This window comes from Halorarius litoreus, from assembly GCF_024362405.1.
GTDB classification, from domain to species: Archaea; Halobacteriota; Halobacteria; order Halobacteriales; family Haloarculaceae; genus Halorarius; species Halorarius litoreus.
Map to the genome: position 1 here is coordinate 1,967,522 of NZ_CP101454.1, position 16,311 is coordinate 1,983,832.

The 16,311-nt window shown below is 67.6% G+C and carries 12 protein-coding genes; 4 read left to right on the top strand and 8 right to left on the bottom strand.

Features of this window, described 5'->3' with window-relative positions; genetic code table 11:
* Window positions 1–4: 4 nt before the first annotated feature.
* Window positions 5–1,609, bottom strand: a complete 1,605-nt coding sequence (locus tag NL126_RS10115) for an alkaline phosphatase family protein (protein ID WP_255198797.1) — start codon at window positions 1,607–1,609, stop codon at window positions 5–7.
* 306 nt (window positions 1,610–1,915) lie between these two features.
* Between NL126_RS10115 and NL126_RS10120 the strand changes: the two genes are divergently transcribed.
* The 4 genes from NL126_RS10120 (at window position 1,916) to NL126_RS10135 (ending at window position 6,251) form a co-directional block, all read left to right on the top strand.
* Window positions 1,916–2,851 (top strand): polysaccharide deacetylase family protein, encoded by a 936-nt coding sequence (locus NL126_RS10120; protein WP_255198798.1) that lies wholly within the window; start codon window positions 1,916–1,918, stop codon window positions 2,849–2,851.
* 135 nt (window positions 2,852–2,986) lie between these two features.
* On the top strand, window positions 2,987–4,180 hold the full coding sequence (locus NL126_RS10125; RefSeq protein WP_255198799.1) for a CoA transferase: 1,194 nt from the start codon (window positions 2,987–2,989) through the stop codon (window positions 4,178–4,180).
* Complete coding sequence (locus NL126_RS10130; RefSeq protein ID WP_255198800.1) at window positions 4,177–5,319, top strand: GNAT family N-acetyltransferase; 1,143 nt, start codon at window positions 4,177–4,179, stop codon at window positions 5,317–5,319. The genes NL126_RS10125 and NL126_RS10130 overlap by 4 nt, the downstream gene beginning before the upstream one ends.
* Window positions 5,316–6,251 carry a D-2-hydroxyacid dehydrogenase gene (locus NL126_RS10135; protein ID WP_255198801.1) on the top strand — a complete coding sequence of 312 codons (936 nt, stop codon included), beginning with the start codon at window positions 5,316–5,318 and terminating at the stop codon, window positions 6,249–6,251. Before NL126_RS10130 ends, NL126_RS10135 begins: the two co-directional genes overlap by 4 nt.
* Window positions 6,252–6,285: 34 nt before the next feature.
* On the opposite strand, the gene NL126_RS10140 is transcribed toward NL126_RS10135, so the two are convergent.
* From NL126_RS10140 to NL126_RS10170, 7 genes are all read right to left on the bottom strand, one after another.
* The gene (locus NL126_RS10140; protein WP_255198802.1) at window positions 6,286–6,858 is read right to left on the bottom strand and encodes a hypothetical protein; all 573 of its coding nucleotides are present in this window, start codon (window positions 6,856–6,858) and stop codon (window positions 6,286–6,288) included.
* 229 nt (window positions 6,859–7,087) lie between these two features.
* Window positions 7,088–9,202 (bottom strand): fibronectin type III domain-containing protein, encoded by a 2,115-nt coding sequence (locus tag NL126_RS10145; RefSeq protein ID WP_255198803.1) that lies wholly within the window; start codon window positions 9,200–9,202, stop codon window positions 7,088–7,090.
* An 811-nt stretch (window positions 9,203–10,013) separates the two neighbouring features.
* Complete coding sequence (locus tag NL126_RS10150; protein WP_255198804.1) at window positions 10,014–11,489, bottom strand: flippase; 1,476 nt, start codon at window positions 11,487–11,489, stop codon at window positions 10,014–10,016.
* Between the two features lie 76 nt (window positions 11,490–11,565).
* Window positions 11,566–12,945 carry a twin-arginine translocation signal domain-containing protein gene (locus NL126_RS10155; protein WP_255198805.1) on the bottom strand — a complete coding sequence of 460 codons (1,380 nt, stop codon included), beginning with the start codon at window positions 12,943–12,945 and terminating at the stop codon, window positions 11,566–11,568.
* A 76-nt stretch (window positions 12,946–13,021) separates the two neighbouring features.
* The gene (locus tag NL126_RS10160; RefSeq protein ID WP_255198806.1) at window positions 13,022–14,233 is read right to left on the bottom strand and encodes a CapA family protein; all 1,212 of its coding nucleotides are present in this window, start codon (window positions 14,231–14,233) and stop codon (window positions 13,022–13,024) included.
* Window positions 14,230–15,348: a DUF354 domain-containing protein gene (locus NL126_RS10165; RefSeq protein ID WP_255198807.1), complete on the bottom strand. Its 1,119-nt coding sequence runs from the start codon at window positions 15,346–15,348 to the stop codon at window positions 14,230–14,232. The genes NL126_RS10160 and NL126_RS10165 overlap by 4 nt, the downstream gene beginning before the upstream one ends.
* On the bottom strand, window positions 15,338–16,129 hold the full coding sequence (locus NL126_RS10170) for a polysaccharide deacetylase family protein (protein WP_255198808.1): 792 nt from the start codon (window positions 16,127–16,129) through the stop codon (window positions 15,338–15,340). Before NL126_RS10170 ends, NL126_RS10165 begins: the two co-directional genes overlap by 11 nt.
* Window positions 16,130–16,311: the final 182 nt, after the last annotated feature.

Below are 16,311 nucleotides of genomic sequence, written 5' to 3' on the forward strand. Positions count from 1 at the left end.
GGGCTCACTCCAGGTACCCGATGTCCGCCAGCCGCTGTTCGACCGAGCGGTCCGCAGTTTCGACCCGTGCTCCGACCTCGAACTCCGGGTAGGGTTCCCGGCCGACGTCCTCGACGATGGGGAGCGTCACGCCGTCCATCCGGTCGCTCGCCGGCAGGCCGAACGTCGCGAGCACCGTCGGCGTCACGTCGAACAGGTGGGCGCGTGCGAGGCTCGCCGAGGCGTCGATGGCCTGGCCGCTGGCGGCGATGATGCCCTCGGGTTTGTGCTCGTAGAAGTTCTCGAGCGGCTCGAACAGCTCGCCCATGAGCGTCGTCGAGAGGTGGTTGTTGTAGTCCGTCGGAATCACGATGACGTCCGCGACCTCCTCGAGGTACGGGCCGTCGAACACCTCTTCGCGCGTGAGGACGGCCTCGAACACCGGCTCGCCGTCGGGCGTCTCGACCTCGCTGAGCAGTTCAATGAGCGCCGTCCGCACCGCGTCGTACTCGGACTCGGGGACGACGCCCTCTGGTTCGCGCCCTTCGAGGTTGATGCGAACCCCGAGTTCGATGCGCGAGCGCATGTACGCCGTCGAGGCGGCGAAATCGACCTGCTCGGTCGCAGCGCGAATCGCGTCCTTCGGGACGCGGCTGGCGACAAACGACGCGAGGCCGAGCCGCGACAGCACCGCGCCGAGCCGCTGGCTCGTGATGCCGACCCGGGCGGCGGCCTTCATCGCACGGGCCATCGGGGAGGGTTTCGCCTCCACCTTCTGTTCGCCCGTGCCACGTCGCTCGGCTGCGATAGCCGTCCACGACGGCATCCCCTCGCCCCCACGGCTGGCGGTGACGTAGCCGTGCTCGCGCAGGTAGTCGTTCACCCGGAACTCGTAGCCGGTGTACTCGCCGATGCCGTGGTCGCTGACGATGAGGACGTTCTCCGGCTCGCAGTGGTCGATGATCTTCCCGACCTCACGGTCGACGGCGGTGAACACCTCGCGGACGGCGTCGTCGTCGCCCGGATACTCGTGGAACACCGTGTCGGTCTGCTGGAACTGGACGAACCCGAAGTCGGGGTCGTACTCGTCGGCGAGATAGACGAAGGCGTCGCCGCGCTGGCGCGTCAGCTCACGGTAGCCCGCGATGCGGCCCTCGCGGGTCTCCCGCGAGTTCGGGTTGTACACCTCGTAGCCGCCGATGGCCTCACGAACCGAGTCGAGCAGCTCGGCGGGGTGGGTCGTCGGCGGGTCGGCCGAGACGTACCCCGGGAGGAGCGCCCCGTCGAACGGGCGCGGCGGGTCGGTCACCGGGACGTTCACGACGATGCTGGAGAAGCCGCGGTTGCTGAGCAGTTCCCACACCGCGTACTCCCGCACGGCCGACCGGTTCGCGACGTCCCAGTCGTAGCCGTCGAAGGTGAGGAAGTCGAACACGCCGTGTTTCCCGGGGTTGACACCCGTGTACGCGGAGGGCCACGCGCTGGCCGTCCACGGCGGTACCTGTGACTGGAGCGGTCCGCTCGTCCCCGCCTCGAACACCGCACGGATGTTCGGCAGCTCGCCGTCCTCGATGAGCGGCACGAGAACGTCCGTTGAAACCCCATCTAACCCGACCAGAAGTGTCTTCATGGCTGAAGGCTCACCATTACCCCTAATCGGGTCGCCACGCTGGCTTTGTTATGGGCTCGATACCGCACGATAGCGCGGCGACCGCAGCGCGGCTCGAACGCTCGTGAGTCGCCGCTACACGACCGGCAGCGGACGACGACCGGCTGTGAACGGTACTCGGCTGAGTCGCGGCGAGGGGCGGTGTCGGCCAGCATCGCCGAACGCGAGATACGGGGCGTGTATCAGCCGAATACTGGTGATAGACACGTCATAACGATACGGCGAATCGTGCTCATACTCGCGTATGAACCAGCGAAGGTGGGGTCGATGGGGTCGGTAGTCATCTCGGTCGACGCGGAGCTGGGGTGGGGGTTCCACGATCTCGGCCCCGAGTACGACCACCGCGTCGAAGCCGCACGGCTCGGGTGGGCGACGCTGCTCGACCTGTTCGACGCCTACGAGATACCGGCGACGTGGGCCGTCGTCGGCCACCTCATGCTCGACGACTGCGACGGCACGCACGCCGACCACCCCACCCCACCGGGATGGTTCGAGCGCGAGCGGAACGGGTGGACCGGTCGCCGCGACCTGCGGTTCGGCGGCGAACTGATCGACCGACTGGTCGCGTCGCCGGTCGACCACGACATCGGCTGTCACACGTTCTCCCACGTCGTGCTCACCGACCCACGCGTCACCCGCGAGATGGTGCGCGCAGAGCTGCAGGCGGCGGCCGACGCCGCGAAACCGTACGGCCTCGAACTCGAGTCGTTCGTCTTTCCCCGCAATCAGGTTGCGTACCGCGACGTCCTCGCGGAGTTCGGCTACACTGCCTACCGAGGTGCCGGGACGGAGGCGTACGACCGCCACCGGCAGCCCGTCGCGAAGTTCGCCGACGCGCTGTTCGGCGACCCCGACCTCCTCGTCCACCCGACGCTCGACCAGCACGGGCTGGTCGACGTTCCGCCGTCGCTGTTCCTCTACGAACTGCAGGGACTCCCGCGAGACCTCATCACCGCGGTTCGTGGCGAGGACCCCGTCGTCCGGTTGGCGAAGCGGGGCATCGACCGCGCCGCCGAGGCGGACGGGGTGTTCCACCTGTGGCTCCACCCCAACAACCTCGTCGACCCGAGCGACGTCGGCCGGCTCCGGGAGATCCTCGCGTACCTGCGCGAGCAGGTCGACACGACCTCGCTTTCCGTCGAGACGATGGCCGACGTGGCCGACCGCGTGCAGGCCGAACGCTGGGTCGCCCCTACCGTGTAGGTTCGGAGCCGCGATGCGTGCGGTGGTTTCTCGGCGAGACGATGGCACCGTGATACCGTGGTAGAGGCCAGTTATCACGACACACAGCAGTAGGCTATCTATTACAATCCACGGTGGGGTGAATTCGCCCTACCCATGGACGTCTGTTCAGATTTGAGGGTCCTCGACCTGACCCGCATCCTCGGTGGCCCATACGCTACCATGCTATTGGCCGACCTGGGCGCGGACGTCGTGAAGGTCGAGCCGCCGGGAGGCGATCCAGTCAGGCGCACTCCTCCGTTCTACGCCGACAGTGAATCGGAACCCTATGGGGGGTATTTCATGAGCATCAATCGAGGGAAACGCAGCATCGAACTCGACCTCACGACCGACACCGACCAGGAGCTGTTCCTCTCGCTCGTCGAGACGGCGGACGTCGTCGTCGAGAACTTCCAGACCGGGACGATGGAGCGGTTCGGCCTCGAGTACGAACGGCTCAAGGAGCTGAACCCCGGACTGATCTACGCCTCCATCCGGGGGTTCGGCGACCCCCGGACGGTCCCGACCGACCGGCAGGGCGACCCCGTCTACGACATCGTCGTACAGGCGCTCTCCGGCGTGATGCAGATCAACGGCCAGCCCGACGACCCGCCGACGAAGTTCGGCATCGGCATCGGCGACCTGTTCGCCGGCGTGATGTGCACCGTCGGCGTGCTCGCAGCGCTCCACCAGCGCGACCAGACGGGCGAAGGGCAGTACGTCGACATCTCGATGTACGACTGCATGGTGAGCCTCTGTGAGCGCACCATCTACCAGTACTCCTACGAAGGGACCGTCCCCGCCCGGTACGGCAACGCCCACCCGCTGTTGTTCCCGTACGACGCGTTCGAGACGAAAGACGGGCTGGTCGTCATCGGCGTCATCAGCGGCGCCCAGTGGACGACGCTCTGTGAGGTGATGGGCCTGCCCGAACTCGGCGCGGCGTACGCCGACCAGGAGCACCGGAACGCCAACCGCGAGATGCTCCGGGAGATCATCGCCGAGTGGACCCGGCGACGGACCAGCGAGGAAGTCCTGGCGGCGCTCGAAGGCGAAATTCCCTGTGCGCCCGTCCAAGACGTGACCGACGTGTTCGCCGACCCCGTCGTCCGGGAGCGTGGGATGCTCGTCGAGGTGGACCAGCCCGGCGTCGACGTCCCGCTCACCATCGCCGGCAACCCCATCAAGATGACCGGCTCGGCCGTCGGCGTCAGGGGGCGGGCCCCCCTGCTCGACGAGCACCGCGAGGAACTCCTGGCGACGCTCCAGCTCCGTGCTGACGTTGCGTCTACCGGCACTGGGAAGCGATGAGCGCCGACGCACACCTCGACGACTCGTCTCCGGCCCCCTACACCGTTCGACTGTTCGAACCGGACGACCGCGAGAGCTATCTCGAGCTCTACCACACGGTGTTCGGGGGGGACGGGGCGGAGTGGTTCGACTGGAAGTACGGCTCGAACCCGTACGTCGAGAGCGTGCCGACGGTGGTCGCCGTCTCCGAGGGCCGCGTGGTGGGCGCGAAGTCGGGCATGGCGTTCCAGGTCGGCCGCGGCGACGAGACGATGCTCGCCATCCAGCCCTGCGACACGATGGTCCACCCGGAGTTCCGGCGTCGCGGGCTCTACTCGGAGATGACGGAGTACATGAAGTCGGTGTTCGCAGACGGCGAACCGGCGCTGTTCTTCAACTTCCCCAACGAGGCGACGCTCGCCGGCAGCCTGAAACACGGCTGGCGGGTCGTCGGTGAGGTGCCGGCACACTACCGCATTCAGGACCCGACGGCGTTCCTCACGGACGGTCGCCGTTCTGCGCGTCTCGAAGCTGCGGTGCGGTCGACCACCGCCGCCGCCCGGTCGGTCACGGCCGCGGTCCGGGGCGCTACGCGGGCGACTCGCCGGTTCCTGACCGGTGGGAAGTCGCCGCGGGGCATCAGTGTCGAGCGCCACGAGACGATTCCGGTCGAGGCGCTCGCTGCGCTGTACGCGCGGACGGTCCCGGAGACGTACCACGTCGTCCGCGACGAGACGTTCTACCGCTGGCGGTTCGGCAACCCGCGCTGGACGTACACGACGTACACCGCGAGCCGCGACGGCCGCATCGAGGCCGCGGCCATCGTCGGGCAGCGACTCGGTGACCTGCCGCGCGATGTCGTCCTCCTCACGGACGTGCTCCCGCTCGCACCGGGGTGGGCCGCTTCCGACGTGTACGAGCCGCTGCTCGCACGCATCGTGACCGACTACCGCGACGCCGACGCCATCGTCGCACCCAACGCGGCGCTCCCGCCTGCCATCCGCCGACAGTTCGGCTTCCGCGCGAACGACGTGTTCCCCCTCTCGCGGATGACCTCCCCGGCGGTTCTCGTCGCGTACTCCCTCTCGGAGGCCGTCGGCGACGACTGCTTCGAGAAGGCGAACTGGACGGTGGAGTTCAGCGACATGGACACGCGATGACGTCCATCCTCGTCGTCCACGAGCGGCCCGCTGCGGCCAGCGCCGTCGCGGACGCCCTCGAGTCCCAGTGTCCCGACGCGACGGTCCGCACGGCGACCCCGGACGACACGGCCGCGCTCACCGACTGTGAGGTGCTCGTCACCTTCGAACTGACGGCCGACCAGCTCGCGGCCGCGCCGGCGCTCCGGTGGGTCCACGCGCTGACGGCGGGCGTCGACGACTACGACCTCGACGCGCTCGCCGACCGCGAGATCCTCCTCACGAACGCCTCGGGCGTCGCCGCCCGGCCCATCGCCGAACAGGTCGTCGGCTACCTGCTCTCGTTCGCCCGCGGCATCCACAAGGGCATCCGCATGCAGGAGCGCGGCGAGTGGGACTGGTACGGCGGGCACGAACTCGCGGGCTCCACGGTGGGCGTCGTCGGCGTCGGCGCCATCGGCTCGGAGATCGCCCGCCTCTGTGACGCGCTCGGGACGACGGTGCTCGGCGTCAAGCGCACCCCCGCAGAGGTCCCCGGTGTCGACGAACTGTTCACGCCCGACGCGCTCGACACGGTGCTCGCCCGGTCGGACTACCTCGTGCTCGCGTGCCCCCTCACCGAGGAGACGCGTGGGCTCGTCGACGCCGACGCGTTCGCCCGGCTCCCGAGTCACGCCGTGGTCGTCAACATCGCCCGCGGCGGTATCGTGGTCGAGGACGACCTCGTGGCCGCGCTCGACGCCGGGGAGCTTCGCGGGGCGGCACTCGACGTGTTCGAGACCGAGCCCCTGCCCGCGTCGTCGCCGCTGTGGGACCGTGACGACGTACTCATCACGCCACACAACGCCGGCTCGACGCCGCACTACTGGACGCGGAACGCGGCCATCGTGGCGCGGAACCTCCCGCTGTTCGAGCAGGGTGCGTTCGATGAGCTAGAAAATCGGGTGGTGTAAGCGCGGCACCGGAAAAATCGGGGCGTTAGCGCCGTCAGTGGTTCTTACCCCGGCTCTTCGCCGGCGCAGTGAGGTCCGGTGCATCACAGTCCACGATTTCACCGCCGAAATCTTCTGCACAGTCGCCGTCCGTGTAGCAGAAGTAGAACGTCATGTTGCTGATGCCGTACTGTTTCCCGCTGTTCGGGTTGTAGGGGGCTCTCGCCCCACCGGCGTACGCACCGCTGCAGTAACTGTTGACGTTCGTCCCCGGGCCACCTTTCACGTCGATGCGGCAGATGGAACGGTTGGGACCACAGAACTCGCTGGCGCTCTCGAGGACGCTCCAGTCGAACCGCCACGCTTCCCCGTCGTTCGTGTCCGTGTTCTCGACGACGACCTTGACCTTGAGGGTCTCTCCGCCCTTGTTGAACGTATATACCGTCTCTCCGACCGGCGGTCGCGCGTCGACCTTCCCGACTTCGACACAGGTGTCACACTCTATGGATGCCGCCGCGGAACCGGCACCCGCGGCGACCGCTCCGAACCCGATGGTCGCCATTCCGGCGGCCTTCATCACCGTCCGGCGCGTGACACTCGGCGTCGACTCTTCGATGTGTTGTTGCATCTGTTGCCTCAGACAACCTCCGTGGTTGCTGATACCATCGTCTCAGCTAACGGGGATTGTTATACGGCGAATACAATCGGACGTTCGAACGGTTCTATCGGTTCACGCCGTCGTGGTGTGCATCGAAGCCGTTAGATCAGGGCTTCTGAGGTGTGTATGAACAGCTTACTGCACGCACAAGACGGTACTCCCACAACAGGTGGGAAGTGTGGTGGTCCCGAGGGGTCGTCTATTCGGAGACGGACTTCGTGACCGTGGTGGTGTTGCCGGCAGCGTCGCTGACGGTCAGCTTCACGCTGAACGACTGCCCGTCGACATTCTTCACCTTGAAGTAGTTGACGTCGGCAGCCGAGTCGCCGGAGATGGACGTCTTCGCCGCGTCGACGACGAGGCCGCTACTGTTGACGACCTGCACGAGCACCCACGAGAGGTCGCCGTCGGCGTCCGCGACCTCCCAGACCGAGGTGACGTCGAGGTGCGGGTTCGGCGAGCCGGCCTCCGAGACGTCGAAGGTCGAGATGGTCGGGTTCGTGCCGCTCCCCGTGGAGTCGGACGTCTCGTCGGTCGAATCGGTGGAATCGGTGGTGTCGTCCGTGGAGTCCGTGGAGTCCGTCGAGTCGGACTGCCCGGTCAGCTCGTCGACCGTCACGACATCGCCGTCGAGCCGGAGCTCGTAGTCCCCGTTGTCGGCTTCGGGGTGGGTCTCGGCGCTGAACGCCGTCACCTGACCGTTGAAGTAGTAGTCGTCGTAGAACCCGTTGCCGGTCTCACCCTCGACCGAGTAGGTGCCGTCACCGTTGTCGGTGATGGTGTCGTTGTTGCCGGCGTGGTCGGCCTTGACGACCGAGCCGTCGACGGTGAAGTCGTAGACGATCCCCGAGTTGTCGAACGTCTGGACTTCGAGGTAGTGGTTGTACGAGGTGTTGAACGAGACGGCGCTGCCCGTGGCGTTGCCGTCGACCGTCTCCGCGATGGCGCGGTACTCGTACTCGGTGCCGGATTCGAGCAGGTCGACCGTCGCCTCGAACGTGCCCGTCTCCTCGACGGTCTCCGGCGAGGTGGAGCGCCAGTCGTCGGTGCCCGTCGCTCGGTGCTCGAAGTAGACGCTCGCGCCGGTCGCGCCGCCGAGGCTGTCGAGCGAACCGGTAAGCGTCGCCGTCGTCGAGCCGACGCTCGACGGCTCCATCGTCGAGACCGCGAGGGTCGACGAGTCGGTCGAGCCGCTGTCGCTGGTGCTCCCGTCGGGGGCGTCGCCCCAGCCGTCGACCCAGCGCTTCTGCTCGGTGGGCGAGTCGGCCTCGCTCCCGCGGTAGACGTCCGAGTACGGCCCCGACCCCTGCAGGTCGAGGTCGCCGGGCCCCGTCAGGTGGATGTTCTCCCCCGAGATGGGGAAGTCCTCGTCGCTGGTCTGGACGGCGCCCGCATCGATCTCGTTGTAGATCCGGGTGTCCGTGACCGTCACGTCCGAGTCGAGCCCGTTCTCGAAGCGGCTGTCGTCGATCTTGATCCCCGCTGCGGCACCGGGCTCGTCGTACACCGTGATGTCACAGTCGTGGATGACCTGGTTCGCCCCGCCCTGGCGGACGCGAATCCCCTTGTGCGACCCCGTCTCCTGTCCGTACGGGACGTCGTCGAAGACGACCGCGGCGCTGATGACCTTCGAGTCGTCACAGCCGACGCGGATGTTGTTCACGTCGTTGTTCTTGTAGAGCCCGCCGTACACCTCGACCGTCCCCATGCCGTCGTCGGAGTCGCCCCCCGCGAACGGGGTGCCGTAGAGGCCGTTGTCGGTGAACCCTTCGACGTGGCAGTTGATGAACCGCCCCACACCGGCGTGCGGTTTGGGCATGAAGAAGCCGGATGCGCGGCTGCCACCGTCGGCGCCGTCCGGGCGGTTGAAGTTGATGAGCTCGACGAGCCCCTCCTCGTCTTCCGCCCAGACGCGGACTTTCCCGATGTCGCCGTCCTCGGTGCTGTCGATTCCCTTCAGCGTGATGTTCTGCATCCGAACGTGCGCGTCGCCGTTCGACGTGATGTTGAACAGGACGTGCACGTCGCCGTGGTCGGCGATCACGTCGCCGTCGCCGATGAGCCACGAGTCCTCGTCGGCGTCGATCTCGAGGCTGTCCACGTCCGAGAGCTCGTACTCGCCGCCCGGGATGTGAACCTCGTTGCCGCTCTGCCAGTACTCGTCGAGGTACGGACTGAGGTCGTCTCCGGGCTGTAGGCCCTCGTTACCCAGGTCGATGACGTTGTCTGGACGGGCCTGCGCGATCGGCGCGGCCGACAGCGCCCCCAGGCCGACTGTCGCGCCAGCCAGCTTTAGGACCGACCTACGCTGCATAAGCGATTCCTTCCCATCTGTGTTCTGCTTGTCGGGCTGCAACACGCTCGGTAGGAACAGACTATCCCTCTTAATCGATTTTCCCAGTTGGTGGTGTTTACGTACCACATCGCGTAGTCTACTGTCAGATTACCAGCCTGGTCCCGAAGGAATCACCTACCCTTGGTAGTCGGCTGTTACCTACTCGGTGGCAGTCAGCCGGGGGTCCGCGGGGGTGGTAATGGGCTGTTACCCGTCTGTTTTGGTACGGTATGACATACCTACACGGCCGATTTCAGGGGGTAACGCCGATACTGGCACTCGCCGCTCCTCGGGTCGCCACTCGGCAGTCGAAGGAGTACGACGTGGATACTCGGCCGTCGACGAGCTATAGGGCTGTGTTACAGCGGCGATCGGTACAGCAGCCGGGGCCAGGTCGGGCGTCGCTCGTCGGGGACGGACCGCTCGTCGTGCAGTGGCTCGGGTCGTCCTCGTCCGTCGAGTCCTCGCTTCGGTGGGTGGGACGAGCCGAGCGATGGCGGACGAGCCGAGCGATGGCAGATGGGCTGAGCGATCGCGGAGAAACCGGGCGATAGCCGGTGTTACGACGGGCTTTCTATCTCCCACTCATCGATTCCTCGCCCTCTCCACCGTCCTCACCACTCCCATCCTCAATCCCTCACCACTCCCATCCTCAATCCCTCACCACTCCCATGGGTCTCCGTGCGTGCGCGAGCGCCCGACTCGACATGGCGCCCGCTCGTACCCCGTTGACGCTCTCGGGGGCGCCGGTTGTGGCTATACAGGAAGGAAGGTGGTGTGCGTGGTCGGCTCAGAGGAACGCCTTCACGCGCTGGACGTCGACGAGGCCGCTCGCCAGCGAGAGCACCGCCCAGATCCCCCCACCGAGGAGCACGACGCCCGCGAGGGTGAGCGGGCCCGAGACGTAGCCGAGGACGGGGAATATGGCTGCTGTCATCGCCACGGTGATGCCGCAGATGAGCGCGGTGTTCCGGACCACGTTCGTCGTGCGGACCGGCAGCTCCTGGTGGATGAGGTAGACGTTGCTCAGCGTGTAGACGGTGTTGGTGACGACGGTGGCGACGGCGGCGCCGATGACGCCGAACTCCGGGATGAGCACGAGGTTCAACCCGAAGTTGGCGACCGAGGTCGCGGTCAGCACGACCGACCGCTCGCGGGCGCGCCCGAGGAAGTCGAGGCCGTCGCTCGTGATCTTGTTTATCGCGTACACGAGGATGTACGCCGAGAACACCTGCACGACGGGGACCGCCGGGAGGTAGTCGGCGCCGAACACGACCCGGATGGTGGAGTCGGCGACGAGGATCAACCCCACGCCGGCGGGGATGTAGAACAGCAGCACGTACGTGAACGCGGTCTCGTACAGTCGGGCGGCGTGTTCGGCCCGGTCCTTGGCCTTCTGCTCGCTGTACGCCGGCGAGATGGTGAACCCGAAGGAGCCGGCGGGCGTCGAGAGCACGTTCGACACCTGTTTCGCGACGACGTAGTAGCCGACCGCGACGGGGTTGAGCAGGACGCCGAGCAGGATGATGTCGACGCGCTTGTCGAGGACGTTCGCAGCTTTCGTCGCCGTCAGCGGGATGCTGTACTCGAGGATGCGGCGGGCGAGCCCCGGCTCGGGGTCGGTGGTCTCCTCGAACTGCGAGTAGTGCTCCCGGTAGAGCAAGATGCCTCCGACGACGGCGGCGATGGCGTCGCCTGCGATGTACCCCAGGAGGGCGCCGGTGACGCCGAAGCCGAGCGCGACGAACCCGACGGCGAACACCACGCGCCCGACCGCCGAGATGGCCGAGACCATCGCGCTCCGGGAGACGTGGTTGAACCCCTGGAACATCGTGTTGAGATAGCTCGTCGCGGAGGTCGCGACGACGTACAGCGCACCGACCTGCAACAGCGGTGCCACGTCGGGCTCGCCGAGGAGGTCGGCGAGGGGCGTCGCCACGAGCGCGAGCGCGACGCTCATCCCGAGGACGAAGACGAGCAGGTACACCAGCGACCGGCGCATGATGTACCGGATCTGCGTGGGGTCCTTCTCGCCGTACTCGTTGACGTACCGGGCCGTCGATTTCGGGATGCCCAGGCTGGCGAACGTGTTTATTACGCCGAGCACCGAGAGCCCGAAGAACAGCAGCCCGAACTCCCCGGGGGTGAGGAACTCTCGGGTGAGGAGGATGACGAGCACGATGCTCGACGTCATCGTCAGGAGCTGGGCGGCGAACGTCGCCTTCAGCCCCGAGGCGAGACGCTCCTTCAGCGACGCGTCGCTCATCGATTCCCTCCGGTCACCCCGGCTCGCCCGGCTGGTAGGCCGTCGTTACCCCTCCAGGGCTGTCGGTCTGGTGTCGTCACGGTCGGTCGTAGCGGACTCGGTCGATGCCGGTCAGCGCGCCCGTCCGGACGCCGATCTGTTCGATCTCGGAGCCGTCGTCGGTGACGAACGCCCGGCCCGAGACGTTGATGTAGGTGTCCTCGACGAGCGCCCGGCAGTCGTTGAACTTGAAGCCGTCGCGGTTCGGCCCGTCCTGGCGGACGTAGAGGTCGCGGAACTCGCAGGCGAGCCGGTCGGTCACGTTGATGGTGGAGCCGCCACCGGCCGTCCCGGTGATGGTGATGCCCTCGAACAGACACTGGCCGTCGAGTGCCACCTTCGACTTCGGGCTCTTCGCGCGGATGGCCTCGATGTCGTCGACGTTCACCTGGATGACCGTGTTGCGGACGGTCGCCGCCTCGAGCTCGTCCGCGAGGACGAGCGCGCCGTCGCTGCCGGTCACGCGGTGCAGCTCGATGGAGCAGTTCTCGACGAGCACGTTGTTGCCGTGCCGCAGCCAGAGGCCCCGCATGTTCCCGAACCCGTCCGGTTTGGCGTCACACCGGACGTGGGCGTTCCGGACGACGCTGTTGTCGCCGACGCGCAGGCTCGAGACGTTGTTATTGGCGAAGAACCCCCCGGTGACCCGCACCGCGCCCTGGCGGGGGTCCGCGTACAGGCCGTTGTCGGAGAACCCCTCGATGTGGGCGTCGACGAAGTGGATCTCGCCGCGGTGGTGTTCGCCCACGAGACAGCCGGTCGAGCCGGTCGAGGAGATGGAGCCGTCGGGCAGGTGGAGTCCCTCGACGAGGCCCGTGCCGTTCTCGCCGGTGATGTCGATGCGGAGCATCCCCCAGCCGGCGTCCTGGATGCCCGTCACCGAGAGGTCGCGGATGACGACGTCGTCGTCGACCAGCACGCTCAGCGGGCGTGGCCCGGTGTCGGGCGCCCGGAAGTCGAACCCGAGCCCCTCGATGCGAAGGTCGGTCGCCCGACCGGGGCGGCCGAAGTCGAACAGCACTCCCTCGTAGCCGCGTTCGGGGACGATGACCGCGCGGTCGGCGACGATGCCGAAGTGTTCGAAATCGAGGAGGTGGAGGCCGTCCTCGGCCAGCAGATACCGGCCCTCGGGGAAGTAGAGGAGCGTGTCGTCGCCCGCGTGCGATTCGAGGACGTCGAGGATGTTCTCGTTCCCGGTCCGGTCGGCGCCCGCCGCGACCATGTTCACGACCGTGCCGTACTCGTCGGCGTACGGCGGCTCCGGTCGTACTGTTCCCTCGGGGGTGGGCGTGGGCGTCGCGCCCGGACTGGGCGTCGCCTCCGTCTCTCCGCCCCGACCGAACGGGTTGGAACAGCCCGCGAGTGCCGTTGCTACCCCTACACCCCCCGTCAGCTTCACGAACTTGCGTCGGTTCATACGCACACCACTAATCGCCAGTCGAGAGGGGTTCAGAACGTATTGTTAGGGAGACCGTTACCGGGGTACCCGTCGGTCAGTCGACACGGGAGTCGACCCGCCGCGGCCGGCTCGTTTCGTCCCCGGTCACGTGTCGGTAGACGGCGTCGCGAACCCGGCCACCGGTGCGACGCGCTCGGACGGCTTCCCGGAGCAGGTCGAGACACCACACGGGGCCGTTCTCCCGGAGGTAGAACCAGAGGATCCGGGCGTTCGCGGTGACGCCCGAGACGGCGGCGTTCCCGTCGGCCAGCGGCCGGTAACTGCTCGCGGGGAGCCGATACACCGCCGATAGCGCCTCGACGAGTCCCGTGACCGCGCGTGCCCGCGGCCCCGTGCAGTCCGTGACGACCGGGGCGTCCCGTGCCTGCACGACCGGATGGTGGGAGAACGCCCCTGTCTCGGTGTCGAACGTGACGACCAGCGAGTGGCGGCTCCGGGCGCCCCATCGCTTGTACGTCAGCTCGCTCACCGGGTGGTAGCCGGTCGTCACCGGCACGTCGTCGGGGACGGTCGCCGGCTGACTGCTGGTGCCGGGCGGCGTCAGGTACAGGTTCGGGAACAGGAAGTTGCCGAGCGAGAAGTACGCCCGCTTGCCCGCGTGGTCGAGGTACCCCTGTGGGCGATGCGCGTGGGTGCCGACGATGCCGGCGACCCGGTCGTCTTCGAGCAGCCGCCGCGCCAACTCGACGTCCGCTCGTGGGGGGAGCCAGACGTGTTCGCGACCCCAGTGGACGTACAGCAGCGCCGTCGCCCCCTCGGGCAGGGTGTCGAGGTCGCTCATGACCATCTCGTACCGGAGCGGGTTCACGCCCGGGCTGTCGTCGGTGGCGACCTCGACGAGCTGGAGGTGGGGTTTCTCGAACTCGCAGTAGCCGAACACGGCCAGCTCGGGCGTCACCCAGTACGGCTCGCGTGCCTCGGCGAGCGTCTCGCCGGCACCAAACGATGCCACGCCGGCCTCGTCGAGCCGCCGTCGCGTCTCGGCGATGGCGTCGAGCCCCGCGTCGTGGACGTGGTTGTTCGCCAGCCCGACCGCGTCGACGCCCAGCTCGACCAGGTGGTCGACCAGTCGAGGCGGGGAGGCGAGCACCATCTTGTCCGTTCGGGGCGGTGCGTCCGCGAGCGGCGCTTCGAGGTTGCCGATACGGACGTCGCTCTCGCGGAACGCGGCGACGTCGACCGGCGACGTGGTGGTCCCGTCGAGGTCGCCACCGAGAAACAGGTCGCCGAACAGACAGAGCTTCATGACTCCAGCGACCGGGGAGTCGAGACGTGGCCGACCGTCGGCTCCTCGATGCCGCCGGCTTCGAGGACGAGCGACAGCATCGTCGCCGTCACGTCACCCCAGTCGTCGACTGCGGCGTCGCGTTTCACCTGCCACTCGCGTTTGGCCTCCCCGTCCGCGAGCAGCGCGCGAACCCGGTCGAGCGCCGCCCGTTCGTCCGAAAACGAGTAGAGCAGGTCGTACTCCTCCTCGAGCGCGCGGAAGATGTGCTCGTCGTCGGGGCCGGCGACCGACGTGATCCTGACGGCCGGCGTTCCGAGCAGCGCGGCCTCCGAGGACATGGTGCCGGAGTCGCCGACGTAGCAGTCCGCGTACGCGAGCAGGTCGTGGACGAGATGGACCGGCACCGGCAGCGCGTGGTCGGCGAACTCCGGGGGGAGGTCGGCCTCGCTGGAGACGTACACGTCGCCGTGCGCCTCCAGCATCGCGAACAGCTCGTCGAGCGTCGCGCGCGAGATGCCAGAGTCCCCGGCGTCGTGGTACGCGTCCCAGCCCGCGAGCCGGACGACGGTGTACGGCGCCTCGACGTCGACACCGTAGGCGGCGAGCGCGTCCGGGTCGGGGGTGAACCGGTCCGGGTGGAGGTACGCGAGCTCCTGGAAGGCGAGGGTCCGGGTGCGTGCGGCCGGAACGGGCAGGTCGAGCCCCGGCGGCACACACAGCACGTCGACGAACGGGAGCGTCGTCGCGTGGAGGACGCGGCCGAGCGCCGAGCCACCGATGTCGGTGTCCTTGACCACGACGCTGCGGGCGCCGAACAGCCGTGCGGCGTGGACGGCCGGCGGGTTCAGCCGACTCACGACGACGTCCGGGTCGAACCGGCGGACGAGCCGCGCCATCTTGACCTCGCGGACGGCCAGCTCGGTCAACGCCGCCACGAGCCCCGGTCGGCGTGCCGACAGCGAGACGTAGTCGATGTCGTACGCGTCGAGCAGCTCGAGGGTGACCTCCTTCTCGCGAGCGGTGACGAGCGTCTCGTGGCCCTGTCGCTCCAGTTCCGCGATGAGGTTGCGGAACAGGTGGACCTGGGCGGGGTGCTGGATGTCGACCAGCACGCGCAGGCGGTCACCCCCCACGGCTGGTCACCACGTGCATGGCGTACTTCGAGACGTTCTTCGCCGTGTCGAAGGCGGTCTCCGTCACCAGTTCGGCCGGTGTGTCGGCCCACCGGTCGGGGTGTGAGAGCAGGCAGAACCGGCCGTCGGGTGTCTCGCGAAGGAGGTCGACGAGGTCGCCCGTGGTCGACGCCTGCCGCTTGCCGCCGTCGACGCCGAACGTGTGGTCTTTCACCTTCAGCGCACCGTCACGCCACGTCCGGCCCGTATCCGAGTAGTAGGCGACGTCCTCGAAGTCCATCGAGAGATACGCCTCGCCGAGCAGTCCGTACTCGTCGAACTCGTCGTCGTCGCGCCACATGTCGCGGTTGTCGTGGGGCGTGAGCGGGTTGCCGTGCATACAGACGGTGTCGACGGTCGCCACCTCCCGCAGGCGGGCGAGGTGGCGGGCGAACGAGACGTGTGCCGCCTCGACGTCGCCGTCCGCGCGGTCCATGTCCTCGTAGTGGTAGCCGATTTCGTGGCCCAGCGACTCGATCTCGCGAACGAGATCGGGGTCGAACACCGTCGGCACCGTCCGGACGTAGTAGGTGCTCGCGATACCGCGTTCGGCCTCGATGCGCGCGAAATCGAGCGCGTTCGCCGGTTTCCGGTCGACGTCGTGTCGCAACACGATGAACGCGGGCGGGAGCTCCTCTGCGTCCATCGAGAGATACTCCCGGACCGTGAGAAACGGGAAGCCGACGTCGAGCCCCGCCTCCAACAACGTGGCGTACATCCCGTAGGTGAAGTCGTTGGTCATGATTTCTGCCCGATGTAGCAGTCGTGAGCACGTTGTAAGGAACTCGTTACCGTACCCGTTTCCGGGCGCTCGGACGTGGCGACCGACTGAACGGTGGCGTCCGGTCTCGTCGGTTCACCGGCCGCCACGCGGGGTTTGCGGCCGATGTGGCACCGGTACACGGTTCATAACAATGCCGTTCT